The organism is Streptomyces pluripotens, assembly GCF_000802245.2.
Classification (GTDB): domain Bacteria; phylum Actinomycetota; class Actinomycetes; order Streptomycetales; family Streptomycetaceae; genus Streptomyces; species Streptomyces pluripotens.
Genome location: NZ_CP021080.1, coordinates 2,907,206 through 2,932,928 on the forward strand (window position 1 = coordinate 2,907,206; position 25,723 = coordinate 2,932,928).

Sequence of the window (25,723 nt, forward strand, 5' to 3'; positions counted from 1 at the left end):
ATCAGACCGCCCTCATCAGCAGGGTCGCGGCGACCAGGAGTGCCGCACCGCCGAACATCGAGACCGCGTAGGAGCGGGCGAAGCCGTTCTGGAGCCGGCGCAACCGGCCGGACAGGCCGCCGAAGCCGGCCGCCGTGCCGTTGACGACCCCGTCGACCAGGGTGTGGTCGACGTACACCAGGGAGCGTGTGAGGTGCTCACCGCCGCGCACCAGGACGATGTGGTTGAAGTCGTCCTGGAGCAGGTCGCGACGGGCTGCCCGGGTGAGTAGCGAGCCATGCGGAGCGACGGCCGGAATGGGCTTGCGGCCGTACTGGGCCCAGGCGATGACGACTCCGATGACCAGGCAGGCCATCGTCGCGGCCGTGATCGCCCCGGCGCCGACCGGGGAGTCGCCCTCGCTGTAACCGGTGACCGGCTCCAGCCAGTGCAGGAAGCGGTCACCGAGGTTGAAGAAGAAGCCCGCGCCCACTGACCCCACGGCCAGCACGACCATGGGGATGGTCATGACCTTGGGCGACTCGTGCGGGTGCGGCTCCGCGTACTCGCCGACGGGCTCCGCGCCCGGTCCGGCCGGGGACGGGGCGCTGCGCCACCGCTCCTGACCGAAGAACGTCATCAGCATGACGCGTGTCATGTAGAACGCGGTGATGGCAGCGCCCAGCAGGGCCGCGCCGCCGAGGATCCACCCCTCGGTGCCTCCCTTGGCGAAGGCCGCCTCAATGATCTTGTCCTTGGAGAAGAAGCCGGACAGGCCCGGGAAGCCGATGATGGCGAGGTAGCCGAGACCGAAGGTGATGAAGGTGATCGGCATGTACCTGCGGAGGCCGCCGTACCGCCGCATGTCGACCTCGTCGTTCATGCCGTGCATGACAGAGCCGGCGCCGAGGAACAGTCCGGCCTTGAAGAAGCCGTGCGTCACCAAGTGCATGATCGCGAAGACGTAGCCGATCGGGCCGAGACCCGCGGCGAGGATCATGTAGCCGATCTGCGACATGGTCGAGCCGGCCAACGCCTTTTTGATGTCGTCCTTGGCGCAACCGACGATCGCACCGAACAAGAGCGTGACCGCACCGACGACGGTGACGGCCAGCTGCGCGTCCGGAGCGGCGTTGAAGACGGCGGCGGAACGGACGATCAGATAGACGCCCGCGGTCACCATCGTCGCCGCGTGGATCAGGGCCGAGACCGGGGTCGGACCCTCCATGGCGTCCCCGAGCCAGGACTGCAGCGGCACCTGCGCGGACTTGCCGCAGGCGGCGAGCAGCAGCAACAGCGCGATCGCGGTGAGCCGACCCTCGGACGCGTCGCCGGTGTGGCTGAGGACCGGGCCGAAGGCGAAGGTGCCGAAGGTAGTGAACATCAGCATGATCGCGATCGACAGGCCCATGTCGCCGACACGGTTGACCAGGAATGCCTTCTTCGCGGCTGTCGCGGCGCTGGGTTTGTGCTGCCAGAAGCCGATCAGCAGGTAGGAAGCGAGGCCGACGCCCTCCCAGCCGACGTACAGCAGCAGGTAGTTGTCGGCGAGGACGAGCAGCAGCATCGCTGCGAGGAACAGGTTGAGGTAGCCGAAGAAACGACGGCGCCGCTCGTCGTGCTCCATGTACCCGACCGAGTACAGGTGGATCAGCGAACCGACGCCGGTGATGAGGAGGACGAAGGTCATCGACAGCTGGTCGAGGCGGAAGGTGACGTCCGCCTGGAAGCTGCCGACCGAGATCCAGGTCCACAGGTGCTCGATCAGGGTGCGGTGCCCGGCGTCCTTGCCGAGCAGATCGGCGAAGAGGACCAGACCGAACACGAAGGAGACCGCCGACATGAGCGTGCCGATCCAGTGGCCGACGCGGTCGAGGCGGGGGCCGCCGAGCAGCAGGACGGCCGCTCCGAGCAGGGGCGCCGCGATGAGCAGCGCGATCAGGTTGTCCACGATTCTTCCGACCCCTTACAGCTTCATCAGGCTGGCGTCGTCGACCGAGGCCGAATGGCGGGTACGGAACAGCGACACGATGATCGCGAGGCCCACCACGACCTCCGCGGCGGCGACGACCATCGTGAAGAAGGCGATGATCTGGCCGTCGAGGTTGCCGTGCATCCGGGAGAAGGTGACGAACGCGAGGTTGCAGGCGTTCAGCATCAGCTCGATGCACATGAAGAGCACGATGGCGTTGCGCCGGATCAGTACGCCGGTCGCTCCGATCGTGAACAACAGGGCGGCGAGGTAGAGGTAGTTGACCGGGTTCACTTCGACGCCTCCTCGGGCCGCTTGAACGTCTCCGGTTCGATCTCCGTGCGCTCCAGGCGCTCCTGCGAGCGCTGCTCCAGCGCCCGTAGGTCGTTGAGCGCCTCCGCGGACACGTCACGGATCTGGCCGCGTTCACGCAGCGTCTTGTTGACGGTCAGCTCGGACGGGGTGCCGTCGGGGAGCAGGCCCGCGATGTCCACGGCGTTGTGCCGGGCGTAGACGCCGGGGGCGGGCAGCGGCGGAATGTAGGCGCCCTCCCGGACACGCTGCTCGGCCTGCTCGCGCTGGCTCCTGGCGCGCTCGGTGCGCTCGCGGTGGGTGAGCACCATGGCGCCGACGGCGGCCGTGATCAGCAGTGCGCCGGTGATCTCGAAGGCGAAGACGTACTTGGTGAAGATGAGCGACGCGAGGCCCTGCACATTGCCGTTGGCGTTCGCCTGGCCGGTGCCGTCGAACTCCTTCAGGGCGGCGTTGCCGATGCCGGCGAACAGCAGGACGCCGAAGCCGACCCCACACAGAAGGGCCAGCCAGCGCTGGCCCTTGATGGTCTCCTTCAGCGAGTCCGCAGCCGTGACGCCGACAAGCATCACCACGAACAGGAACAACATCATGATCGCGCCGGTGTAGACGACGATCTGCACGATGCCGAGGAAGTAGGCCCCGTTGGCCAGGTAGAACACCGCCAGGACGATCATGGTTCCGGCGAGCGAGAGCGCACTGTGCACAGCCTTCTTCATGAAGACGGTGCCCAGGGCGCCGATGACCGCGACCGTACCGAGGACCCAGAACTGGAACGCCTCACCGGTGGAGGTGGTGTAGGCGGCAAGCTGCTGTGCGCTCATCGGCCGATCACCTCCCCCGCGTTCTCCGGGGCCGGCTCGTCCTCACCGGAGGTGGCGGCGGTCTCCTCGGGGACCTCTCCCTTGGAGACGGCCACCTGCCGGACCGTGCCGGGTGCTGCCTGCGTCACCAGGCCCCGGTAGTAGTCCTGTTCGTCCGCACCCGGGAAGATCGCGTGCGGGGTGTCGACCATGCCCTCTTCGAGACCTGCGAGCAGCTGCTCCTTGGTGTAGATGAGGTTGGCACGGCTGGAGTCGGCCAGTTCGAACTCGTTGGTCATCGTCAACGCGCGCGTGGGGCACGCCTCGATGCACAGGCCGCACAGGATGCAGCGGGCGTAGTTGATCTGGTAGACGCGGCCGTACCGTTCACCCGGCGAGTAGCGTTCCTCGTCGGTGTTGTCGGCGCCCTCCACGTAGATGGCGTCGGCGGGACAGGCCCAGGCGCACAGCTCGCAGCCGACGCACTTCTCCAGACCGTCCGGATGGCGGTTGAGTTGGTGCCGTCCGTGGAACCGCGGAGCCGTGGTCTTCTTTTGCTCCGGGTACTGCTCGGTCAGCCGCTTCTTGAACATGGCCTTGAAGGTCACGCCGAAGCCGGCCACAGGGTTCTGGAAGCCGGGCTTCGACGGCCCGGCCTCCCTGGGCTCCTCAGCCATCGGACGCCTCCTTTCCATCCGAAGTTCCGTCACTGACGGTGTCCGGGCCGCCACTGCCGATCAGCTCCCGCTCTCCCCACCGCGGCCGGCGCCTCGGCGCCGCCGGCAGCTCCTGTCCGGGCAGCGGGGGTACGGGGAATCCACCCGCCATGGGGTCGAACACGGGTTGCTCCACAGGGGCTCGCTCGGCCGTCTTCGCCCGCTCGCGGAACATGTCGGCGACGAAGGAGAGCAGCAGCAGGGCCAGGACACCACCGCCGACGTAAAGGGCGATGTCGGCGAAGTCGTAGTTCTCGTTGCGCAGGGCCCGTACGGTCGCGACGAGCATCAGCCAGGTCACCGAGACCGGGATGAGGACCTTCCAGCCGAGCTTCATCAGCTGGTCGTAGCGCACCCGCGGGAGCGTGCCGCGCAGCCAGATGAAGAAGAACAGCAGCAACTGGACCTTGACGTTGAACCACAGCAGCGGCCACCAACCGTGGTTCGCACCCTCCCAGAAGCCGCTGATCGGCCACGGGGCGCGCCAGCCGCCGAGGAACAGGGTGGTCGAGACGGCGGAGACCGTCACCATGTTCACGTACTCGGCGAGCATGAACATCGCGAACTTGATCGACGAGTACTCGGTGTTGAAGCCGCCGACCAGGTCTCCCTCGGACTCCGGCATGTCGAAGGGGGCGCGGTTGGTCTCGCCGACCATCGTGACGATGTAGAGGATGAAGGAGACCGGCAGCAGCAGGATGTACCAGCGGTCGTGCTGCTGTTCGACGATCGTGGAGGTCGACATCGACCCGGAGTACAGGAACACGGAGGCGAACGCGGCGCCCATGGCGATCTCGTAGGAGATCATCTGGGCGCAGGAGCGCAGGCCGCCCAGCAGCGGATACGTCGATCCGGAGCTCCAGCCCGCCAGGACGATGCCGTAGATGCCGACCGAGGCGACCGCGAGGATGTAGAGCATCGCGATCGGCAGGTCGGTGAGCTGCATCGTGGTGCGCTGACCGAAGATCGAGATCTCGTTGTCGGCCGGGCCGAAGGGGATCACGGCGATCGCCATGAAGGCCGGGATGGCCGCGACGATCGGCGCGAGGAGGTAGACCGCCTTGTCCGCGCGCTTGACGATGATGTCTTCCTTGAGCATCAGCTTCACGCCGTCGGCGAGCGACTGGAGCATGCCCCAGGGGCCGTGCCGGTTCGGGCCGATGCGCAGCTGCATCCAGGCGACGACCTTGCGTTCCCAGACGATGGCGAACAACACGGTCACCATCAGGAAGGCGAAGCAGAAGACGGCCTTGACGACAACCAGCCACCAGGGGTCGCGGCCGAACATCGAGAGGTCTTCAACGGCGAGGTACGGGCTCATGCCTCCACCTCCTTGGGGGCCTCTTCGGCGGTTGCCGCCGGGCCGATGCGGACGAGGGAGCCGGGGTGTGCGCCGGTGTCGGAGGCGACGCCCGCGCCGACGGAGTTCAGCGGGAGCCACACCACCCGGTCGGGCATCTCGGTGATCTGCAGCGGGAGCCCCACGGTGCCGGCGGGGCCGGTGACCGCGAGGGTGCCGCCGTCCTCGACGCCCGCCTCAGCGGCCGTCGCGGCCGACACGCGCGCGTGGGCGGTGTGCCGGGTTCCAGCGAGCGCTTCGTCGCCCTCCTGCAGGACACCCCGGTCGAGCAGCAGCCGGTGGCCGGCGAGTACGGCCTCGCCGCCGGCCGGGCGGGCGAGCGTGCCCGCGAACTCCACGGGGTCGGATGCGCGCTGGCCTTCCCAGGGGCCGAGCCGGTCGATCTCCGCGCGCGTGGTACGCAGATCGGGCAGGCCCAGGTGGACGTCCATGGTGTCGGCCAGCATGTGGAGCACGCGCCCGTCGGTCGGGGCTAGCCGCCGGGTCATCTGGTCGGGCTTGAGTGCCGCCTCGAAGAAGCGGACCCTACCTTCCCAGTTGAGGAAGGAACCCGCCTTCTCGGCGACCGCGGCCACCGGCAGGACGACGTCGGCGTGCTCGGTGACTTCGCTGGGCCGCTGCTCCAACGACACCAGGAAGCCGACGCTCGCCAGGGCCTCCCGGGCACGCGGTGGGTCGGGCAGGTCGGCCACCTCCACACCGGCGACGACGAGTGCCGGGAGTTCTCCGCCCGCGGCGGCCTCGATGATCTGACGGCTGTCGCGGCCGTACCCCAGCGGGAGTTCGGCGAGCCCCCAGGCGGCGGCGACCTCTTCCCGAGCACGCGGGTCGGTCGCCGGACGGCCACCCGGCAGCAGCGAGGGCAGCGCTCCCGCCTCGACGGCGCCGCGCTCGCCGGCTCGGCGCGGGATCCACACCAGCTGAGCCCCGGTGGCGGTGGCGGCGCGCAGGGCGGCGGTGAGCCCACCGGCGACTCCGGCGAGCCTCTCCCCCGCGACGATCACCGCACCCTCGGCGCGCAGCGCCTGCGCGGCGCGGGCGCCGGGATCTTCCAGACCGACGCCGCTCGCGAGGGCGTCGAGCCACTCGGTCTCGGTGCCCGGAGCCGCCGCCAGCAGCGTGCCGCCCGCCTTCTCCAGGCCCCGGGTCGCATACGTGGCCAGGGCGAACACCTGCTGGCCGTGTTTGCGCCAGGCCTTGCGCAACCGCAGGAAGACGGACGGTGCCTCCTCCTCCGACTCGAACCCGACCAGCAGGACGGTGGGCGCCTTCTCCAGGCTGGTGTACGTGACACCACTGCCGTCGAGGTCTCGGCCGCGGCCTGCCACCCGGGCGGCCAGGAAGTCGGCCTCCTCGGCGCTGTGCACGCGCGCCCGGAAGTCGATGTCGTTGGTGTCGAGCGCCACGCGAGCGAACTTGCTGTACGCGTAGGCGTCCTCGACGGTCAGCCGGCCGCCGATGAGGACACCGGCCCGGGACCGGGCGGCCGCCAGCCCCCGGGCCGCCACTTCCAGTGCCTGCGGCCAGGAGGTGGGTTCCAGGACGCCTTCGGCGTTGCGGACCAGCGGGGTGTCGAGGCGGTCCTTGAGCTGTGCGTACCGGAACGCGAAACGTCCCTTGTCGCAGATCCACTCCTCGTTGACCTCGGGGTCGTTGGACGCCAGCCGCCGCATGACCTTGCCGCGCCGGTGGTCGGTGCGGGTGGCGCAGCCGCCGGAGCAGTGCTCGCAGACCGAGGGCGAGGAAACGAGGTCGAAGGGGCGGGAGCGGAAACGATATGCCGCCGAGGTCAGGGCGCCGACGGGGCAGATCTGGATGGTGTTGCCGGAGAAGTACGACTCGAAGGGGTCGCCCTCTCCGATGCCGACCTGCTGGAGCGCGCCCCGCTCGATGAGTTCGATCATCGGGTCGCCCGCGACCTGGTTGGAGAAGCGGGTGCAGCGGGCGCACAGCACGCACCGCTCGCGGTCGAGGAGGACCTGCGTGGAGATCGCCACCGGCTTGTCGTAGGTCCGTTTCCTGCCTTCGAAACGCGACTCCGCGTTGCCGTGCGACATGGCCTGGTTCTGCAGCGGGCACTCGCCGCCCTTGTCGCACACCGGACAGTCCAGCGGGTGGTTGATGAGCAGCAGCTCCATCACCCCGTGCTGGGCCTTCTCGGCCACCGGTGAGGTGAGCTGGGTCTTCACGACCATGCCGTCGGTGCACGTGATGGTGCAGGACGCCATCGGCTTGCGCTGGCCCTCGACCTCGACGATGCACTGTCGGCAGGCGCCGGCGGGGTCGAGGAGGGGGTGGTCGCAGAACCGCGGGATCTCGATGCCGAGTTGTTCGGCGGCCCGGATGACCAGGGTGCCCTTGGGCACGCTGATCTCGATGCCGTCGATCGTCAGCGTGACGAGGTCTTCCGGCGGGACCGATGCCTCTCCCCCTCCGGAGGGAGCACTCGTGGTCACGGTCATGCGTTCACCTCCGGGCGGTCCGCCCAGGCCGTCGACTTGGCCGGGTCGAAGGGGCAGCCCCGGCCCGTGATGTGCTGCTCGTACTCCTCGCGGAAGTACTTCAGCGAGGAGAAGATCGGGGACGCGGCGCCGTCGCCGAGCGCGCAGAACGACTTGCCGTTGATGTTGTCGGCGATGTCGGCGAGCTTGTCGAGGTCGGGCATGGTGCCCTTGCCCGCCTCGATGTCCCGCAGCAACTGCACCAGCCAGTACGTCCCTTCCCGGCAGGGCGTGCACTTGCCGCAGGACTCGTGCGCGTAGAACTCGGTCCAGCGGGTCACGGCCCGCACCACGCAGGTCGTCTCGTCGAAGCACTGCAGGGCCTTGGTGCCGAGCATGGAGCCGGCGGCACCCACGCCCTCGTAGTCGAGGGGGACGTCGAGGTGCTCGTCGGTGAACATGGGGGTCGAGGAGCCGCCCGGAGTCCAGAACTTGAGGCGGTGGCCATGTCGCATGCCACCGCTCATGTCGAGGAGCTGACGGAGCGTGATACCGAGCGGTGCCTCGTACTGGCCGGGGCTGGCGACGTGTCCGCTGAGCGAGTAGAGCGTGAAGCCCGGGGACTTCTCGCTGCCCATCGACCTGAACCATTCCTTGCCGTTTTGCAGGATGGCGGGAACCGACGCGATCGATTCGACGTTGTTCACCACAGTCGGACAGGCGTAGAGGCCTTCCACCGCGGGGAACGGGGGACGGAGCCTCGGCTGGCCCCGGCGGCCTTCGAGCGAGTCGAGCAGTGCGGTCTCCTCACCGCAGATGTAGGCGCCGGCGCCGGCGTGCACGGTGAGGTGGAGGTCGAGTCCGCTGCCGAGGATGTTCTCGCCGAGGTAGCCCGCCGCGTAGGCCTCGCGCACGGCCTCGTGCAACCGCCGGAGTACGGGGACGACTTCACCGCGCAGATAGATGAAGGCGTGCGACGACCGGATGGCGTGACACGCGATCACGATGCCCTCGATGAGGCTGTGCGGGTTCGCGAAGAGGAGGGGGATGTCCTTGCAGGTCCCGGGCTCCGACTCATCGGCGTTGACGACTAGATAGTGTGGTTTTCCATCACCTTGCGGAATGAACTGCCACTTCATTCCGGTGGGGAATCCTGCGCCGCCGCGGCCTCGCAGCCCGGAGTCCTTGACGTACGCGATCACGTCGTCGGGTGTCATGGCGAGCGCCCTGCGGAGGCCCTCGTACCCCTCGTGCCTCTGGTAGACGTCCAGGGTCCAGGACCGGTCCTCGTCCCAGAAGGCCGACAGCACGGGTGCCAGCAGCTTCTCGGGGCCCGTGTCCTTGAGTTCGGGTGCCACGGTCATCACTCCCCCTCCTCGGCGGTAGGCCCTGCCGCGTCAAGGCCGCGGGGCGGAGCCCCTGCGTCACGGGTGGTGGGTGACGGGTGGGCGGGGTCGGGGGCCGCTGGCTCCTGCGGCACCTCCTGCCGGCCATGGCGCCCGGCCGGCGGCGGCTCGTGCACCTCCCGGTCCTGCGGTTCCTCGTGCGGATCGCCGTCGCGCGGGTGCACCACGCGCACGGGTGCGGCTTCTCCCCTTGCCAGGCGCAGGCCGACCAGCGAAGCCGGCCCCGCGCCGCCGCTCTCCTCGACCGCCCCCGGCCGCTCGTCGGGGAAGCCGGCCAGGATCCGGGCGGTCTCCTTGAAGGTGCACAGCCGCGCCCCGCGCGTGGGCTGCACGGTCCGGCCCGCGCGGAGGTCGTCGACCAGGTGCTTGGCGCTGCCGGGCGTCTGGTTGTCGAAGAATTCCCAGTTGACCATCACGACCGGCGCGAAGTCGCAGGCGGCGTTGCATTCGATGTGTTCCAGGGTGATCTTGCCGTCGTCGGTGGTCTCCCCGTTGCCGACGCCCAGGTACTCCTGGAGGGTCTCGAAGATCGCGTCGCCGCCCATCACTGCGCACAGCGTGTTGGTGCACACGCCGACCTGGTAGTCGCCAGACGCCTTGCGCCGGTACATGGTGTAGAAGGTGGCGACCGCGGTGACCTCGGCCGTGGTCAAGCCGAGCATGTCCGCGCAGAACCGCATTCCGGTGCGCGTGACATGGCCCTCCTGCGACTGCACGAGGTGGAGCAGCGGCAGCAGGGCGGACCGGGAGTCCGGGTAGCGCGCGATCACCTCGTGCGCGTCCCCCTCCAGCCGGGCCCTGACGTCGTCCGGGTAGGCGGGCGCGGGCGGTTCGGGCATGCCCAGGCCGACGCTCCGGTCCGAAGAAGAGGTGGTCACCGGTCGACGCCTCCCAACACGGGGTCGATGGACGCCACGGCGACGATCACATCGGCGACCTGGCCGCCTTCGCACATCGCCGCCATGGCCTGCAGGTTGGTGAAGGACGGGTCACGGAAGTGGACCCGGTAGGGGCGGGTGCCGCCGTCGGAGACGACGTGCGCGCCGAGTTCGCCCTTGGGTGACTCAACGGCCGTGTAGGCCTGTCCGGGTGGAACCCGGAAGCCCTCGGTGACCAGCTTGAAGTGATGGATCAGGGCCTCCATCGAGGTGCCCATGATCTTCTTGATGTGGTCGAGGGAGTTGCCGAGTCCGTCCGGCCCGAGCGCGAGTTGGGCGGGCCAGGCGATCTTCTTGTCGGGGACCATGACCGGGCCGGGCTGGAGCCGGTCCAGGCACTGCTCGATGATCCTCAGCGACTGGCGCATCTCTTCCAGGCGGATCAGGAAGCGGCCGTAGGCGTCGCAGGTGTCCGTGGTCGGGACGTCGAAGTCGTACGTCTCGTAGTCGCAGTACGGCTGTGTCTTGCGCAGGTCGTGCGGCAGGCCGGTGGAGCGCAGGATCGGACCGGTGACCCCGAGTGCCATGCAGCCGGCCAGGTCGAGGTAGGCGACGTCCTGCATGCGCGCTTTGAAGACGGGATTCCCGGTGGCGAGCTTGTCGTACTCCGGGAGGTTCTTCTTCATCGTCTTCACGAACTCGCGGATCTGGTCCACCGCACCGGGCGGTAGGTCCTGGGCGAGTCCACCGGGGCGGATGTACGCGTGGTTCATCCTGAGGCCCGTGATGAGCTCGAAGATGTCGAGAATCATTTCACGATCACGGAATCCGTAGATCATGACCGTGGTGGCGCCCAGCTCCATGCCGCCGGTGGCGACGCACACCAGATGGGAGGACATCCGGTTGAGCTCCATCAGGAGCACCCGAATGATCTTGGTTCGCTCGGTGATGTCGTCCTCGATGCCGAGGAGCTTCTCGACGGCGAGACAGTAGGCGGTCTCGTTGAAGAACGACGTCAGGTAGTCCATGCGCGTGACGAAGGCGGTGCCCTGCGTCCACGTGCGGAACTCAAGGTTCTTCTCGATGCCGGTGTGCAGGTAGCCGACGCCGCAGCGGACCTCGGTGACCGTCTCGCCCTCGATCTCCAGGATCAGACGGAGCACTCCGTGGGTGGAGGGGTGCTGGGGACCCATGTTGACGACGATGCGCTCGTCGTCAGCCCGGGCCGCGGACTGGACGATCTCGTCCCAGTCGCCGCCGGTGACCGTGTATACGGTGCCCTCAGTGGTCTCGCGCCCCGAAGCCTCGGACGCGGCGGATGCTGACTGCGTGCTCACGAGTACGACCTCCGCTGGTCCGGAGCCGGGATCTGGGCGCCCTTGTACTCGACGGGGATGCCGCCGAGGGGGTAGTCCTTGCGCTGCGGGTGGCCCTGCCAGTCGTCCGGCATGATGATCCGCGTCAGGGCCGGGTGATCGTCGAAGACGATTCCGAAGAAGTCGTAGGCCTCGCGTTCGTGCCAGTCGTTCGTCGGATACACGGAGACCAGCGACGGAATGTGCGGGTCTTCTTCGGGGGTGCTGACCTCCAGGCGGATCAGCCGGTTGTGGGTGATCGAGCGCAGGTGGTAGACCGCGTGCAGCTCGCGCCCCTTGTCGTGCGGGTAGTGGACACCGCTGACGCCCGTGCACAGTTCGAAGCGCAGCGCCGGGTCGTCGCGCAGGGTGCGGGCCACGCGGAGGAGGTGCTCGCGTTCGATGTGGAAGGTCAGCTCACCGCGGTCGACGACCGTCTTCTCGATGGCGTTCTCCGGGAGGAGTCCCTGTTCTTCCAGGGCGCCCTCCAACTCGTCGGCGACCTCATCGAACTCTCCGTACTCGCCTTCGGACCGCGGGCCGCCGTAGGGGCGGCTCGCCGCTCCCGGGAGCCGGACCGAGCGGACCAGCCCGCCGTAACCGGAGGTGTCGCCGCCGTTGTTGGCACCGAACATGCCACGCTGGACGCGGATCTCCTCGCCCCCTTGGCCGCGCCGGCCGGGAAGGTTGGAGGCGGAGAGGTCCTTCTCGGGGTTCACCCCGTTCGCGGAACCGTTCACGCCGTTGGTGCCGTTCGCGTCGCTCACCTCAGCAGCCCCTTCATCTCGATCGTCGGCAGGGCCTTGAGCGCAGCCTCCTCGGCCTCACGGGCCGCTTCCTCCGCGTTGACCCCGAGCTTCGAGGTCTGGATCTTGTGGTGCAGCTTGAGGATCGCGTCCATCAGCATTTCGGGACGTGGCGGGCAGCCCGGAAGGTAGATGTCGACGGGAACGATGTGGTCGACGCCCTGGACGATCGCGTAGTTGTTGAACATGCCTCCCGAGGAGGCGCAGACACCCATGGAAATCACCCATTTCGGGTTGGGCATCTGGTCGTAGACCTGCCGCAGGACGGGCGCCATCTTCTGGCTGACCCGGCCCGCGACGATCATCAGGTCGGCCTGGCGCGGTGATCCGCGGAAGACCTCCATGCCGAACCGCGCCAGGTCGTACCTGCCCGCCCCCGTCGCCATCAGTTCGAAGGCACAACAGGCGAGGCCGAAGGTCGCGGGGAAGACGGACGCCTTCCGCACCCAGCCCGCGGCCTGTTCGACGGTGGTCAGCAGGAATCCGCTCGGCAGTTTCTCTTCGAGTCCCATGTCCTAAAGCCCCTCAGTCCCATTCCAGGCCGCCGCGCCGCCATACGTACGCGTACGCGACGAAGACGGTGAGCACGAAGAGCAGCATCTCCACGAGCCCGAAGATCCCCAGGGCGTCGAAGGTGACGGCCCAGGGATAGAGGAAGACGATCTCGATGTCGAAGACGATGAAGAGCATCGCCGTCAGGTAGTACTTGACGGGGAAGCGCCCGCCGCCGGCCGGCGTGGGGGTCGGCTCGATGCCGCACTCGTAGGCTTCGAGCTTGGCGCGGTTGTACCGCTTCGGACCGATCAGCGTGGCCATGACCACGGAGAAGATCGCAAAGCCTGCCCCGAGGGCTCCCAGTACGAGGATGGGCGCATACGCGTTCACCGCTCCTCGCTCCTCTCAGTCGGCACTGACTGCTGGCGGTTGCACTGGGCTCACATCCACCCCACTGGTCCCACGAACTCCGCCCGCCCCGGCGAAGATCGAGAACATGTGAAGCAGGTCACAAGCCCAGTTGCCTCGCATCTTATGCCCGTCGCTCTGTGATCTGCGACACGGGGTATTCCACAAGCTTTGTGATCTCCACCACCTGACGAAGGATCATGAAGTCGGATGATGGGTGATCTTCATACGCGAAGCGTTCAGTTGATCACTAGAAGTGACATTTCCGCCTGTCACTGCAGGCCAGAAGGGTCGTCTCAATATCAAGAAGGTTCCGCTGCATGCAAATTGGCCCTAGGTGCACGGCATTGATAAAAGGCCGCATTCACACATCAGAAGGAGGGGGGAGCCCAGATGTGGACGCGAGCACGGGCGCGTGCACGCGTTCACGAGCTCCGCACACGCGAGACGCGGCCCTCCCGGTAACCGTTCCGTGACCTCCGCCACATCGATGAGAGATCCATGAGAACCGGGCTTGGCCAATGACCTCAACCAGTGGTAGGCGAGGGGCAATTCGGACGTAATGATCAAAGACCGTGATCAAGGGCTTGATCACCGACGTCCACAATGTCCGTTACGGCGTCAATAAAGAGTGACACGCCCGGGATTCAGGGTCTCGATTGAACAACTGTGGCGCACCACACGTTTCTTGAAGATATGAAGCAGCCCCTGGTACCGGTTGTTCCCATGTCCCACACCGCTCACATACGCAGCCACCGGAAGCCCCGCCGCAGCGCGTCGACCCTCGCCGTGCGGGCCGGAGTCACCGGCGGCGTGCTCGGCTCCCTGGCCGTCGCCGGTGCGTCCGGTTCGGCGAACGCTGCCGAGCCGGTGACGCAGACCCTTGAACTGCCCACCCTGACGGCCGACCTGGCCGCGCAGGCGGCCAGGTCGGCGGACGCCACTGAGCAGGCCGCCGCGAACTACCAGCTCCAGGCCGAGCGTGACGCGGCTGCCGCAAAGGCCGCGAAGCAGGCCAAGGCAGACCTCGCGGAGGCCAAGAAGAAGGCGACGGAGGCCAAGAAGAAGGCCGAGGAGGCCGCCCGCAAGGAGGCCGCCGCACGCGCTTCGCGCAGCGCACAGCGGACGACGCTCTCCACCACGGCGAACACCTCCACCAGCACCAGCACGTCCGCCGGCACCTCCACCCACACCTCCGCGCCCACCAGCACCTCCACGGCCACCGGTTCCGCCGCGGCCGTCATCAGCTTCGTCAAGGCGCAGCTGGGCAAGGCCTACGTGTCCGGTGCCACCGGCCCCTCCGCCTACGACTGCTCCGGCCTGGTGCAGACGGCGTTCAAGCAGGTCGGCATCACCCTGCCGCGGGTCTCCCAGAACCAGTCGACCGCCGGCCACCAGGTCTCGCTGAGCAACCTGCAGCCGGGCGACATCCTGTACTGGGGCAGCGCGGGCAGCGCGTACCACGTGGCGGTGTACATCGGCGGCGGTATGTTCATCGGAGCGCAGAACCCGTCCAGCGGTGTCGTCGAGCACCCGCTGTCGTACGACCCGCCGACCGGCGCCGTGCGGGTGCTCTGAGCGCACCCGCACCCCTCTCACGCGCGCAGGGCCGCAGCCGCTCGGGGGCAGCGGCCCTGGCGTCTTCTCGGCCCGGCGCGACGTCTTCTCAGGCCGCCCCGGCAGCTTCCCGGTACGCCGCGGCGCCGCCCCGAGCCGCTCTGCCTCCCCCTGACGCATCCCGCGCCCTGACTGGCACCTCAGGCGCACGCCGCTGGGCCGCGGTCCGTCCACGAGCGAAGGCGGCAGCGCGCTGTCTCGCCCACCAAACCCACCACGCGCACGGGTACGTCCATCTGGACCGGCTCTCCCAGCGGGAGAAGGCGGAAACGCTCCGGCAGGTGACGGCCCGGCGTGACGACGTGTACGCCCGCCGGGCCGCCGGGGCCGAGATCCTGAGCCGCGCCCAGGACGGGCTCACGCCTTCGGAGTCACCTTGCTCAGGCCGTTGATGATGCGGTCCATCGCGTCGCCGCCCGTGGGATCGGTGAGGTTGGCGAGCAGCTTCAGGGTGAACTTCATCAGCATCGGGTGGGTGAGGCCGCGCTGGGCGGCGATCTGCATGATCTTCGGATTGCCGATGAGCTTCACGAAGGCCCGGCCGAGGGTGTAATAGCCGCCGTAGGTGTCCTTGAGGATCCGGGGGTAGCGCTGCAGGGCAATCTCGCGCTGGGCAGGCGTGGCCCGCGCATGGGCCTGCACGATGACGTCGGAGGCGATCTGGCCGGACTCCATGGCGTAGGCGATGCCCTCGCCGTTGAAGGGGTTCACCAGACCGCCGGCGTCACCGACCAGCAGCAGACCTCGCGTGTAGTGCGGCTGACGGTTGAAGGCCATGGGGAGAGCGGCGCCGCGGATGGGGCCGGTCATGTTCTCCGGGGTGTAGCCCCAGTCCTGCGGCATGGACGCGCACCAAGCCTTGAGGACCTCGCGCCAGTCCAGTTCCTTGAAGGCGGCGGAGGTGTTGAGCACGCCGAGGCCGACGTTGGAGGTGCCGTCACCCATGCCGAAGATCCAGCCGTAGCCGGGCAGCAGGCGGTCCTGGGGGCCGCGCCGGTCCCATAGTTCCAGCCAGGACTCCAGGTAGTCGTCCTCGTGGCGCGGGGAGGTGAAGTAGGTCCGCACCGCAACGCCCATCGGGCGGTCCTCGCGGCGGTGCAGGCCCATCGCGAGGGACAGGCGGGTGGAGTTGCCGTCGGCCGCGACGACGAGCGGCGCGTGGAAGGTGACCGCGCGCTTCTCCTCGCCGATCCTGGCGTTCACGCCGGTGATCCGGCCGGTGCGTTCGTCGACGACCGGAGCGCCCACGTTGCAGCGTTCGTACAACCGGGCGCCCGCCTTCTGGGCCTGGCGGGCCAACTGCTCGTCGAAGTCGTCGCGCTTGCGGACCAGGCCGTAGTCCGGGAAGGAGGCGAGTTCCGGCCAGTCCAGCTGGAGGCGGACGCCACCGCCGATGATGCGCAGGCCCTTGTTGCGCAGCCAGCCGGCCTCCTCGGAGACGTCGATGCCCATGGCGACGAGCTGCTTGACCGCGCGCGGGGTGAGACCGTCCCCGCAGACCTTCTCGCGCGGGAACTCGGTCTTCTCCAGGAGCAGGACGTCTAGACCGGCCTTGGCGAGGTGGTACGCGGTCGTGGAGCCGGCTGGCCCCGCACCCACGACGATCACATCGGCGGTGTGGCCGGAGAGGGGCTCGGTCACGGCGGGATCTCCCCAAGGTTCGAAATCTGCGTGCCGACCGGCACTGGACACGGGCAGTCTATTCAGCAGACTTGATCACCCGGCTGAAGGGCTGCCCCGTGAACGGACCTCTCCCCGTAGTACGGCTGCGCGTTCCCACCCATGAGGACGCGGTCGCCTGGCACCGGGCCTTCGACGACCCCGAGGTGATGGAGTTCCAGGGCGGCAGACCGGCGGCGCTGTCGGTCTACGAGGAACTCACCGCGCGCCAGCGGCGGCACGACGCGGAGCGCGGTTTCTGTTTGTGGACCCTGCTGGACGAGTCGGGTGGGGTCATCGGCTTCACCGGCGCCCAACCTTGGCGGCCCAACTGGGGCCCGGTCGGCGAGATAGAGATCGGCTGGCGGCTCGGCCGGGCGCACTGGGGCAAGGGGTACGTCACGGCGGCTGCACGGAAAACACTGGAACGGGTACGGGCGGCCGGCGTCCCGAATGTGGTGGCGATGGTGCGACCGGGCAACGAGCGGTCGATCGCTGTGACCCGGCGGCTCGGCATGGAGCCTGCGGAGACCTACACACGTCCCCCGCTGGACGAGCCGGTGCGCTGTTTCCGCCTCCTTCTCGAACACGCACGGTAACCAACTGTCACAGAAAGACATCGGCGCCTTCCTGATGGGGCCGCACGGGAGTTACCCTGCCAGTACCGCTGGGGGTGACATCCGTGCGTATAACACCCGAAACACCCGAAGTGCGCGTTCCACGCCTGGTCGGTCTGATGGCTGTGGATGCGCGCGAAACAGCCCGGGCGCGGGGCCTGCTCCTCCACGCACCGGACCGCCCGGACTTCCACCGCACCGTGGTCGACTACGTCGTACGCCAGTATCCGCAGCCCGGCGCCGAGGTGCCGCCGGACTCGATGGTCTACGTGTGGTTCGACTTCGGCGAGGGAGAGGGCGGCGGAGGCGTGCGTGAACCACGCATCCCACGACCGCCCACGGGCGGGATGCAGCGTGAACTGGGCGAGCCCGGGGACGCCTTCGAGACGATCAACCAGTGACACGCCCCGCCCTCAGCCCTCCTTGAAGCCCCGGTGCAGCGCGACCACGCCGCCGGTGAGGTTGCGCCAGGCCACCTTGGACCAGCCCGCCTTGCGCAACCGTTCGGCGAGGGCGGGCTGGTCGGGCCAGGCCCGGATGGACTCGGCGAGGTAGACGTACGCGTCCGGGTTCGAGGACACCGCGCGCGCCACCGGCGGCAGCGCCCGCATCAGGTACTCCGTGTAGACCGTCCGGAAGGGCGCCCAGGCCGGGTGCGAGAACTCGCAGATCACCACGCGCCCCCCGGGCCGGGTCACCCGGTGCATCTCCCGCAGGGCCGCGTCCGTGTCCTGCACGTTGCGCAGCCCGAAGGAGATCGTCACGGCATCGAAGGTGTCGTCCCTGAACGGCAGCTTCGTCGCGTCGCCCGCCGTGAACGGCAACCAGGTGTGCTTCCGCTTGCCGACCTGCAGCATTCCGAGGGAGAAGTCGCAGGGGACGACGTACGCGCCGGTCTGCGCGAAGGGCAGCGAGGAGGTGGCCGTACCGGCCGCGAGATCCAGGATCTTCTGCGCGGGACGCGCGTCAACCGCCCTCGCCACCTCCTTGCGCCAGCGCCGGTCCTGCCCCAGCGACAGCACGTCGTTGGTCAGGTCGTACCGTTCCGCCACGTTGTCGAACATCGAGGCGACTTCGTGCGGCTGCTTGTCCAGGGATGCGCGGGTCACCCACCCATTGTTGCAGCGTGGTCCGGTCTCACGGTAGGAGCCTCGGCTTCCTGCGCGCCGCAACGTCCTCCTCCCGTTCGCGAGCCGAACGAAGCCGATCCGGAAGCACGACAGCGCGAGGACGCTCTCCGGCTGGACCGGCGGTCGCCCGTCCACCGGCCGACGACGTCTCAGCGGCGGCGGAACACCAGCCGTCCCGCCACGACCGTCGCCACGCACGTTCCCGCTCCGCGTTCGGCCAGCTCTGCCTCGTCGCGGACGTCGAACACCGCGAACCGGGCGGCGGAACCGGGCTCACGCGCGGGCGGCACCATGGGCTCCGGGTCGCCGGTGGCGAGCGGGTCCAGGGAAGGCTTGCCGCCGGGGTGCCCGAGCCTGCCCACCACCCCCAGGCCGGTGCGCCGCACGGCGTCCCGCACCGCGCGGTTGCGCAGCGGTTCACAGGCCACGGCGACCGTACCGTGGGCGAGCATGCGCTGCACCCCGCGGCGGGCGCTCGCACCCCAGCGTGCGTCGTCGAGCACGATCGTGGAGAGCGCGTCCCCGGACAGCGGCTCGGTGCCGAGGGTGTCGGCCTCACGGGGATCGGGGTGGTAGGTCGCCTCCAGCAGTTCGTTCCCGTAGAGGTTGACGAACCCCGGCGTGAGGATGCCGGGCCAGTTGCGCACGCGTGCACGCGGGTGGGCCGCGACCAGTTCCGCCAGGGGTCCGGCAGCCGCGATCCCCTCGCCCTCGACGGCGAGGGCGTCGCCCCTGGAGTCGGCGTGAATCGTCAGCACGGCAAGCTCAGTTGGAGGCCAGCAGCTTCAGCTCGGGGTGGGCCGTGCCACCCTCGATCGCCGTTGAGGAGATGTGGGAGACCACACGGTCGTCGGCGGGGTCGTTCGCCGGGTCGTCGTGCACGACCAGGTGCTCGTAGGTCGTGGCGCGCTGCGCGGGGACCCGGCCCGCCCTCCTGATGAGGTCGATGATCTCCAGGCGGTTGGACCGGTGCTTGGCACCGGCCGAGGAGACCACGTTCTCCTCCAGCATGATCGAACCGAGGTCGTCCGCGCCGTAGTGCAGCGACAGTTGGCCGACCTCCTTGCCCGTGGTGAGCCACGAACCCTGGATGTGCTGGACGTTGTCCAGGAAGAGGCGGGCGATCGCGATCATCCGCAGGTACTCGAAGAGGGTCGCCTGGGTACGGCCCTTCAAGTGGTTGTTCTCGGGCTGGTAGGTGTACGGGATGAACGCGCGGAAGCCGCCCGTACGGTCCTGCACGTCGCGGATCATCCGCAGGTGCTCGATCCGCTCGGCGTTCGTCTCCCCGGTGCCCATCAGCATGGTCGAGGTGGACTCCACGCCCAGCCCGTGCGCGATCTCCATGATCTCCAGCCAGCGCTCGCCGGACTCCTTCAGGGGCGCGATGGCCTTGCGGGGGCGCTCGGGGAGCAGTTCCGCGCCGGCGCCGGCGAAGGAGTCGAGGCCCGCCTCGTGGATCCGGGTGATCGCCTCCTCGACGGACACCCCACTGATCCGGGCCATGTGCTCGACCTCGGAGGCGCCCAGCGAGTGGATCACCAGCTGCGGGAAGGCCTCCTTGATGGCGCGGAAGTGCTTCTCGTAGTACTCGACGCCGTAGTCCGGGTGGTGCCCGCCCTGGAACATGATCTGGGTACCGCCCAGCTCGACCGTCTCCGCGCAACGGCGCAGGATGTCGTCGAGGTCGCGGGTCCAGCCCTTCGCGGTGTCCTTGGGAGCCGCGTAGAAGGCGCAGAACTTGCACGCCGTGACACACACGTTGGTGTAGTTGATGTTGCGCTCGATGATGTACGTCGCAATGTGCTCGGTGCCGGCGTACTTGCGACGGCGTACGGCGTCGGCGGCGGCGCCCAGCGCGTGCAGCGGGGCGTCCCGGTAGAGGTCGAGCGCCTCCTCGGGGGTGATCCGCCCACCGGCGGCAGCACGGTCGAGGACGGACTGGAGGTCGGCCTTCTCGGTCACCGGCGTCCCTTTCGCAGGGTTCGTAAGGGTTGTGGACGGACCGCACCAGCCTACGCCAGCCCCTTCGGCCCGCCGAGGTCAGGCCGCGTAGGCGCCGAGCAGCAGCCCGGTGTAGGCGCCCGCCATGAGGAACGGGCCGAACGGGATGGCCGTCTTGCGCCCGGCCCGCCGGACGACGACGAGCACACCGCCGTAGAGCGCGCCGAACAGGAACCCGGCGAAGGTGCCGAGCAGCACGGTCGGCCAGCCGTACCAGCCGAGCACGGCGCCCATCCCCACGGCCAGTTTCACGTCGCCGAAACCCATTCCACCCGGATTGATGAGGAACAGCGCGAAATAGCCGGTACCGAGGGCCAGGGCGCCGTACAGCCCGGTGAGCCAGTGGCCAGCGTGCTCGGGCAGCAGCGCGACGAGGCCCAGCAGGACGAGCGCGGCGGCCGCGAGGGGCAGGGTCAGCGGGTCGGGTAGGCGCTGCACCCGGAAGTCCACGACTGCCAGCACCACACCGACCGGGGCGAGCAGCAGCCAGACCGCCAGCTCGGGGCGGGTACCGGTGGCTGCGGCCAAAGCGACACAGACCAGTGCGGTCACCGCGGAGAGGAGTGGGGCGGAGGGGACATACGGCGGCCCGTCCGCACCGGACGTCCCCTGCGCACCCGGCGACGCGGCTTCCCCCGAGCCACCGGGTGCGCACTGACCGCAGCGCGCCGGTCCGAACCAGCCCCGGAGCGCGTGTCCCCGCGGGCACCGGTCGCGCCATCCCTCCCCCGCCGGGACCGCGAAGCGGTAGGCGGCCCTGGGGAGCAGTGCTCCCGCCACGGCGCCCCACAGCGCGGCGGCGGCCCACAGCAGCTCGTCGCTCATCCGGCCGCGGTGACGCCCTCGCGCCACGTGGGCAGGAGTTCGTCGAGGAGGGCTTCGGTGCGCGGCGGGAGCCCGCGTACCCCGCTGCGGGAGAGGAGATCGGCAGCGCGCGAGCGCAGGAGGTCCGGGTCACCTGCGGCGTGGACGACGCGCAGGAGTTCGTTCCACAGCCGCTCATCCGCCAGAGCGGTCTTCAGCGCCGCTTCGAGCGCTTCGGTCGCCTTCTCCGTGCGGTTCTTCTCCATGTGGAACGCCGAGAGCGCAAGGCCGATGTCTGCAACCAGCAGAGGGAGCTGCGCATCGATGATCTCGTTGGAGAGCCAGCCGTAGCGGCTCTCGGGGCGGTCCGCGAGCAACGGGCCACGGACGAGGACCAGCGCGTCCGTGCTGGCCCTGCCTCGCAGAGCAACGCGGACGCCGGAGCACCCAAGTTGGCGACGTGTGTCAACCCTCTGAAACCCGATCACATCAGTGCTGGGCCTATGACACTCATCGACCACCGCTCTGGTGCGACCAGGGTCGGCGACGCCTTCACGCATTCGGGAAGGAAAGCTGACGACGTCATCTTCGCAGGGGCGCCTGGGGTCACGGTCGGCAAGGCTTCCGATCTTCATCTCGATCCCCATCACGTCTAGGCGGGCAAGGCGAAATTCGACCCCGCTCCCGAGGTGTCCGCGGCACTCAATCCGCTTGAACGGCACGACGACCATCACATCAGGTTCGGCAACGACCCGACATCCTCAGCCTTCGGCGGTCGGACCTTCGGTACCGGCGACGGGCGCTCGATCGGCCACGCACCCAGCGGGTGCTGGGGTGCGGGTCCGTCCCCGAACAACCTGACGAACATCGTGCTGGGCCAGGCCGACAAGGCCCTTACCATCGTTCAGCTGCCCGCCTACGCGCCCGACCTCAACCCAGCCGAGGATGTGTGGTCCCTGGTCAAGCGCGACATCGGCAACCTCGCCGCCGGCCTCAGCCACGTCACCCGCGCGGCCAGGACAGCCGAGCACCGTGCGCGCCTGGAACAGGTCCGGTTGGCCTGGCCCCGCGAAGTCGTCGAGACGGCTCCAGGAACCTACGAGTGGAACCCCAGCCGCAAGCGGTGACCACCTTCCAAGGAGCCGACATCACTCTTTCAAGTTCAGTAGCGACAGTGCTCTTGACTGAACTTCTGTCTTCTTGACTGAACTCCTGTCTTGTGGGGAGTCCACTGTGAAGCGGGCTTTGCACCTCCCAGCGATTGCGCGGCGCCCCGCCCTCCCCTCCACGGGCCCCTCAGGCCCCCAGAGGACACAGCAGCAGGGTAGGCGGAAACGGGTTCCCGGCTCCGCCTACGGCTGTAGCAGATCCACCTTCACGTCCGCCGGGAAGCCCGTCGTCGGACCCACCCGGCGGGCGAACTCGGCGACGGCCGCCAGCTGCGGCGGACCGAAGCTGAAGTCGAGGGTGGTGAAGTACCGCTCCAGGGCCGCCTCGTCGAAGGCCTCCCAGCGGGCCGCCTGTTCGGCGACCTTGCTGACCTCCTCCAGGGAGAGGTTGCGGGAGGCGAGGAAGGCCTCGTGGACCTTGCGGGTGATGAGCGGCTCGCGTTCCGCGTAGTCCCGACGGGCCGCCCACACTGCGAAGACGAACGGCAAGCCGGTCCACTCCTTCCAGAGCGTGCCGAGGTCGTACACCTGGAGGCCATAGCGCGGTCCGTCGTGGAGGTTGGCGCGCAGCGCGGCGTCGCCGATGAGGACGGCGGCCTCCGCCTCCTGCATCATCAGGCTGAGGTCGGGCGGGCAGGTGTAGTAAGAGGGCTGGACCTCGTACCGGTCGGCGAGCAGGAGCTGGGCGAGCCGGACCGACGTGCGGGAGGTCGAGCCGAGGGCGACCCGGGCGCCGTCCAGCTGGTCGAGGGGTACCTGGGAGACGATCACGCAGGACATCACGGGACCGTCGCAGCCGACGGCGATGTCTGGGAAGGCAACCAGGTCGTCGGCGTTGCGCAGGAACTCGACGAGGGTGATGGGCCCGATGTCGAGACCGCCGCGCACGAGCTGCTCGCTGAGCCTCTCCGGGGTGTCCTTGGTCAGCTCGAAGTCGAGGAGCGTGCCGGTTCTCGCGAGCCCCCAGTAGAGGGGCAGGCAGTTCAGGAACTGGATGTGGCCGACGCGCGGCCGGGTGCGAGAATTGTCCACATCGCGAGACTAGCCCCCCGTGCGGTACGGTGCTCGACCGACCCCGCCCGTCAAACGGGCCAGTGGACCTTCAAACCTTCGAGTGAAGTGATCTTGGCCTCTATTGCTTTCGGCTGCCTGCGTGCTAGGCTCGCCGCAAGTTGCAGTTTGGTTTCCCTTGCAGTACAGAGCCTGCGGAGCATGTGACCGCGGGCTCTCGTCGTTTTCAGACATATGCAGTTGTGCAGCACCGTTTCACACTTGCAGGTTCTGGAGCAGGGCAAACCCTTTGTGAGCCCAAGGAGGGCTTATGGCTACCGGAACCGTTAAGTGGTTCAACGCCGAAAAGGGCTTTGGCTTCATCGCCCAGGAGGGCGGCGGCCCCGACGTCTTCGTTCACTACTCCGCGATCAACGCCACCGGCTTCCGCTCCCTTGAGGAGAACCAGCAGGTGAGCTTCGACGTGACCCAGGGTCCGAAGGGCCCGCAGGCGGAGAACGTCACCCCCGTCTGATCACTGGCTGATCGTTGCCTGACCGCATGATCGCCACCTGATCGCAGAACCTGAGTGCAGTACCCAAGGAGCCCCGCGCCGCTCGGCGACGGGGCTCCTGCCTTTTCCCGTCCGGGTGTTCCGTCCACCTGCTGTTCGGATGTCCTCCATGCTTGGGACGAACGCCGTTCCAGCGACACGCTCCCCTGTCCACGGGGCACAGCACCCCGGTACGGGCATGCGTCCTCCCAGCCTCGGTCCGACGCCTTCTCCGCACGGCCCGGCCGCCACCTTTTCCTCGGTGACCACAAGGTGCTCGGGATCCCCGGAATGCGGGGTCCGGAATCCCGTACGGCCCCGGGCTCCAGCCACCCGGAATGCCGGTCCCCGCGCGCACCGGGCGGGCATGCGGAGAGCAGGACGGCCAGGAGACCGGGAGCACACGGTCCCCGGGTGCGGCGACGACGGCGCTACGGATGACGGGGGTGGGGAGCGGGGCCCCGACTGTCGGCGGGGTTCGCTACCGTCCCCACCGTGATCGAGACCGAGGACTCCCTGACCGCCACCCGCACCTTCTACGACGCCGTCGCCGACGACTACGCCGAGCACTTCCGGGACGTGATCGTCCGCACACCGCTGGAGCGGGCACTCCTCGTCGCTTACGCCGAGTTGGTCGGACCCGGCGGGACCGTGGTCGACCTCGGCTGCGGCCCCGGCCGGGTCGCCGCCTACCTGGCGTCCCTCGGTCTGAACGTGTTCGGGCTCGACCTGTCCGAGTCCATGCTCGCGGTCGCCCGCCGCGAACACCCGGAGCTGCGCTTCGCACAGGGTTCGATGCTGGACCTCCCCCTGACCGACGGTTCGCTCGCAGGTGTCGTCTCCTGGTACTCCAGCATCCACACGCCCCTGGAGGAGCTCCCCGCCCTCTTCGCCGGATTCCACCGCGTACTGGCTCCAAGCGGCCACCTCCTGCTGGCCTTCCAGGTGGGTGAGCGGCCCCGCCGCCACGACCGCCCGTGGGGGCACCCGGTGGCACTCGACTTCCACCGGCGGCGCCCCGAACAGATGGCGGAGCTGCTGGGCGAGGCCGGATTCGCGCTGCGCTCCAGCACCGTACGCGAGCCGGACGAGGCGCTGGCGGAGTCAGTCCCGCAGGCCTTCCTGCTGGCTCGGAAGGAAGGCTGAAGGGCTGGCGGCGGCCCGGCACTCCACGACCGTGTCCGCGAAAGCCCGGGCGGGAGGGCTGAGTGCCTCCCAGCGGCGGACGGCCCAGCCGACGGGGAGAGACCGCAGGCCGGGGAGGGGGACGAGACGCAGTTCGCCCTCCCCCGGCACCGGCAGCCCGGGAACGGCGGGAACGACGGCCCGCCCCACCCCCAGCTCGGCGAGCATCAGGGCCGTGTCCCAGTCGGCGACACTGGTGTCGTAACTGAACCGGACGCCCAATTCCGCGCAGGCGGTGTCCAGGTGGGCCGCGGAAGCTGAGTTGGGGGGAAGCCGGACGAGCCGTACGTCGCCCAGCTCGGCGGCGTCTAGGACGGGCCGTCCGGCCAAGGGGTCGTCGGCACGCACGGCAAGCACCCAGGGCAGCTCCACCACCATCCGCTGCTCGATGCCCCGGACCGGCGCGCCGAGCGTGATCCAGGCGAGGTCGAGGGTGCCGTCAGCCAGGGCGTCGAAGGTGCCGCGCCCCGAACTGACCGTGCGGAAGTCGAGGTTGACCTTGGGGTGGCGGCTGCGGAAGGTGACGACGGCGTCGGCCATGAAGTGACGGACCGTGGTGGCACCGGTGGCGACGCGAACGTGTCCGCTGTGCCCGTCGATCAGGTCGCGCAGGTGCCGTACGGCGTGGTCGAGGCCGGAGATCCCCTCGGCCGCGGCTGCTTCCAGTACCCGGCCGGCCTGGGTGGGTGCAACCCCGCGCGGTTGGCGCTCCAGCAGGGCCACGCCCGTCTCCCGCTCCAGCCGCTTGACGTGCTGGCTGACGGCGGACTGGGTACAGCCGAGGTTCCGGGCCACGGAACTGAGGCTTCCGGCCCGGCACACGGCCACGAACACACGGAGGTCGTCCAGGGTCACAACCCCCAAGCTAGCACTTGGGTTTGACGAGAAAACCCAAGGATTGACTGTGTTCAGGGGGCGTACCAGGATCGTGGACGGGCCGCGACCGACCCAGGCGGCAACCCGCTCCGCGCCCCCGCTGAGTCCGGACGGAGGCGGGACCGGTGGGGAGCGGGTGCCGACCGAACCACGGCGGAGACGGCCGGCCGGGCGGGCGGTGGTCTTCG

The 25,723-nt window shown here is 68.9% G+C and carries 25 protein-coding genes and 2 pseudogenes; 7 read left to right on the forward strand and 20 right to left on the reverse strand.

Annotated features, from left to right (window positions below):
* Window position 1: 1 nt before the first annotated feature.
* From nuoL to LK06_RS12955, 12 genes are read right to left on the reverse strand one after another with little or no spacing between them, the layout of a single operon-like run.
* A complete protein-coding gene (gene nuoL, locus LK06_RS12900; RefSeq protein WP_039651092.1) occupies window positions 2-1,930 on the reverse strand; it encodes an NADH-quinone oxidoreductase subunit L in 1,929 nt (642 codons plus the stop codon).
* A gap of 15 nt (window positions 1,931-1,945) precedes the next feature.
* A complete protein-coding gene (nuoK, locus tag LK06_RS12905; protein WP_039651090.1) occupies window positions 1,946-2,245 on the reverse strand; it encodes an NADH-quinone oxidoreductase subunit NuoK in 300 nt (99 codons plus the stop codon).
* Window positions 2,242-3,087: an NADH-quinone oxidoreductase subunit J gene (locus LK06_RS12910; RefSeq protein WP_039651089.1), complete on the reverse strand. Its 846-nt coding sequence runs from the start codon at window positions 3,085-3,087 to the stop codon at window positions 2,242-2,244. The genes nuoK and LK06_RS12910 overlap by 4 nt, the downstream gene beginning before the upstream one ends.
* The gene (nuoI, locus tag LK06_RS12915) at window positions 3,084-3,743 is read right to left on the reverse strand and encodes an NADH-quinone oxidoreductase subunit NuoI (protein ID WP_039651087.1); all 660 of its coding nucleotides are present in this window, start codon (window positions 3,741-3,743) and stop codon (window positions 3,084-3,086) included. The genes LK06_RS12910 and nuoI overlap by 4 nt, the downstream gene beginning before the upstream one ends.
* Entirely contained in the window at window positions 3,736-5,103 is a 1,368-nt protein-coding gene (nuoH, locus tag LK06_RS12920) for an NADH-quinone oxidoreductase subunit NuoH (RefSeq protein WP_039651085.1), read from the reverse strand. The genes nuoI and nuoH overlap by 8 nt, the downstream gene beginning before the upstream one ends.
* Complete coding sequence (locus tag LK06_RS12925; RefSeq protein WP_043431924.1) at window positions 5,100-7,604, reverse strand: NADH-quinone oxidoreductase subunit G; 2,505 nt, start codon at window positions 7,602-7,604, stop codon at window positions 5,100-5,102. Before LK06_RS12925 ends, nuoH begins: the two co-directional genes overlap by 4 nt.
* On the reverse strand, window positions 7,601-8,950 hold the full coding sequence (gene nuoF, locus LK06_RS12930; RefSeq protein ID WP_174673858.1) for an NADH-quinone oxidoreductase subunit NuoF: 1,350 nt from the start codon (window positions 8,948-8,950) through the stop codon (window positions 7,601-7,603). The genes LK06_RS12925 and nuoF overlap by 4 nt, the downstream gene beginning before the upstream one ends.
* Window positions 8,947-9,867, reverse strand: a complete 921-nt coding sequence (nuoE, locus tag LK06_RS12935) for an NADH-quinone oxidoreductase subunit NuoE (protein ID WP_039651079.1) — start codon at window positions 9,865-9,867, stop codon at window positions 8,947-8,949. The genes nuoF and nuoE overlap by 4 nt, the downstream gene beginning before the upstream one ends.
* Entirely contained in the window at window positions 9,864-11,204 is a 1,341-nt protein-coding gene (locus tag LK06_RS12940; RefSeq protein WP_039651077.1) for an NADH-quinone oxidoreductase subunit D, read from the reverse strand. The genes nuoE and LK06_RS12940 overlap by 4 nt, the downstream gene beginning before the upstream one ends.
* Window positions 11,201-11,989, reverse strand: a complete 789-nt coding sequence (locus tag LK06_RS12945; protein ID WP_039651075.1) for an NADH-quinone oxidoreductase subunit C — start codon at window positions 11,987-11,989, stop codon at window positions 11,201-11,203. Before LK06_RS12945 ends, LK06_RS12940 begins: the two co-directional genes overlap by 4 nt.
* A complete protein-coding gene (locus tag LK06_RS12950) occupies window positions 11,986-12,540 on the reverse strand; it encodes a NuoB/complex I 20 kDa subunit family protein (RefSeq protein ID WP_039651073.1) in 555 nt (184 codons plus the stop codon). The genes LK06_RS12945 and LK06_RS12950 overlap by 4 nt, the downstream gene beginning before the upstream one ends.
* Before the next feature lie 13 nt (window positions 12,541-12,553).
* Window positions 12,554-12,913 (reverse strand): NADH-quinone oxidoreductase subunit A, encoded by a 360-nt coding sequence (locus LK06_RS12955; RefSeq protein WP_039651071.1) that lies wholly within the window; start codon window positions 12,911-12,913, stop codon window positions 12,554-12,556.
* 744 nt (window positions 12,914-13,657) lie between these two features.
* Here LK06_RS12955 and LK06_RS12960 point away from each other — a divergent pair.
* Window positions 13,658-14,509 carry a C40 family peptidase gene (locus LK06_RS12960; protein WP_086083317.1) on the forward strand — a complete coding sequence of 284 codons (852 nt, stop codon included), beginning with the start codon at window positions 13,658-13,660 and terminating at the stop codon, window positions 14,507-14,509.
* Window positions 14,510-14,905: 396 nt separating this feature from the next.
* Here LK06_RS12960 and LK06_RS12965 read toward each other — a convergent pair whose 3' ends face one another.
* Entirely contained in the window at window positions 14,906-16,189 is a 1,284-nt protein-coding gene (locus LK06_RS12965; protein ID WP_039651069.1) for a geranylgeranyl reductase family protein, read from the reverse strand.
* Window positions 16,190-16,287: 98 nt separating this feature from the next.
* On the opposite strand from LK06_RS12965, the gene LK06_RS12970 reads away from it, so the two are divergent.
* On the forward strand, window positions 16,288-16,806 hold the full coding sequence (locus tag LK06_RS12970; protein ID WP_039651181.1) for a GNAT family N-acetyltransferase: 519 nt from the start codon (window positions 16,288-16,290) through the stop codon (window positions 16,804-16,806).
* Window positions 16,807-16,889: 83 nt separating this feature from the next.
* Window positions 16,890-17,225, forward strand: a complete 336-nt coding sequence (locus LK06_RS12975; RefSeq protein ID WP_071659236.1) for a PASTA domain-containing protein — start codon at window positions 16,890-16,892, stop codon at window positions 17,223-17,225.
* Between the two features lie 12 nt (window positions 17,226-17,237).
* Here the strand turns inward: LK06_RS12975 and LK06_RS12980 are convergent, their stop codons facing one another.
* The 5 genes and pseudogenes from LK06_RS12980 to LK06_RS33130 form a co-directional block, all read right to left on the reverse strand.
* Window positions 17,238-17,933, reverse strand: a complete 696-nt coding sequence (locus tag LK06_RS12980; protein WP_039651067.1) for a demethylmenaquinone methyltransferase — start codon at window positions 17,931-17,933, stop codon at window positions 17,238-17,240.
* A gap of 170 nt (window positions 17,934-18,103) precedes the next feature.
* Complete coding sequence (locus LK06_RS12985; RefSeq protein ID WP_039651066.1) at window positions 18,104-18,712, reverse strand: hypothetical protein; 609 nt, start codon at window positions 18,710-18,712, stop codon at window positions 18,104-18,106.
* A gap of 7 nt (window positions 18,713-18,719) precedes the next feature.
* Complete coding sequence (mqnC, locus tag LK06_RS12990; RefSeq protein ID WP_039651065.1) at window positions 18,720-19,919, reverse strand: cyclic dehypoxanthinyl futalosine synthase; 1,200 nt, start codon at window positions 19,917-19,919, stop codon at window positions 18,720-18,722.
* Between the two features lie 78 nt (window positions 19,920-19,997).
* Window positions 19,998-20,783, reverse strand: a complete 786-nt coding sequence (locus LK06_RS12995) for a prepilin peptidase (RefSeq protein WP_039651063.1) — start codon at window positions 20,781-20,783, stop codon at window positions 19,998-20,000.
* Window positions 20,780-21,190 (reverse strand): annotated as a pseudogene (locus LK06_RS33130) (hypothetical protein); the annotation flags it as partial. The gene LK06_RS12995 and the pseudogene LK06_RS33130, both read right to left, overlap by 4 nt.
* A 24-nt stretch (window positions 21,191-21,214) precedes the next feature.
* On the opposite strand from LK06_RS33130, the gene LK06_RS35235 reads away from it, so the two are divergent.
* Entirely contained in the window at window positions 21,215-21,418 is a 204-nt protein-coding gene (locus tag LK06_RS35235) for an alpha/beta hydrolase (protein ID WP_159025293.1), read from the forward strand.
* A 237-nt stretch (window positions 21,419-21,655) separates the two neighbouring features.
* Window positions 21,656-21,889: pseudogene (locus tag LK06_RS35240) on the forward strand (transposase); the annotation flags it as partial.
* A gap of 225 nt (window positions 21,890-22,114) precedes the next feature.
* On the opposite strand, the gene LK06_RS13010 reads toward LK06_RS35240, so the two are convergent.
* Window positions 22,115-22,963, reverse strand: a complete 849-nt coding sequence (locus tag LK06_RS13010; RefSeq protein WP_043404610.1) for a menaquinone biosynthetic enzyme MqnA/MqnD family protein — start codon at window positions 22,961-22,963, stop codon at window positions 22,115-22,117.
* Window positions 22,964-23,252: 289 nt separating this feature from the next.
* On the opposite strand from LK06_RS13010, the gene LK06_RS13015 reads away from it, so the two are divergent.
* Both LK06_RS13015 and LK06_RS13020 read left to right on the forward strand, forming a co-directional pair.
* Window positions 23,253-23,456: a cold-shock protein gene (locus tag LK06_RS13015; protein WP_004984723.1), complete on the forward strand. Its 204-nt coding sequence runs from the start codon at window positions 23,253-23,255 to the stop codon at window positions 23,454-23,456.
* Between the two features lie 513 nt (window positions 23,457-23,969).
* Window positions 23,970-24,620, forward strand: a complete 651-nt coding sequence (locus LK06_RS13020; RefSeq protein WP_374208087.1) for a class I SAM-dependent methyltransferase — start codon at window positions 23,970-23,972, stop codon at window positions 24,618-24,620.
* Here LK06_RS13020 and LK06_RS13025 read toward each other — a convergent pair.
* A complete protein-coding gene (locus LK06_RS13025; RefSeq protein WP_039651053.1) occupies window positions 24,579-25,514 on the reverse strand; it encodes a LysR family transcriptional regulator in 936 nt (311 codons plus the stop codon). The two genes, LK06_RS13020 and LK06_RS13025, sit on opposite strands and share 42 nt — an antisense overlap.
* Window positions 25,515-25,723: the final 209 nt, after the last annotated feature.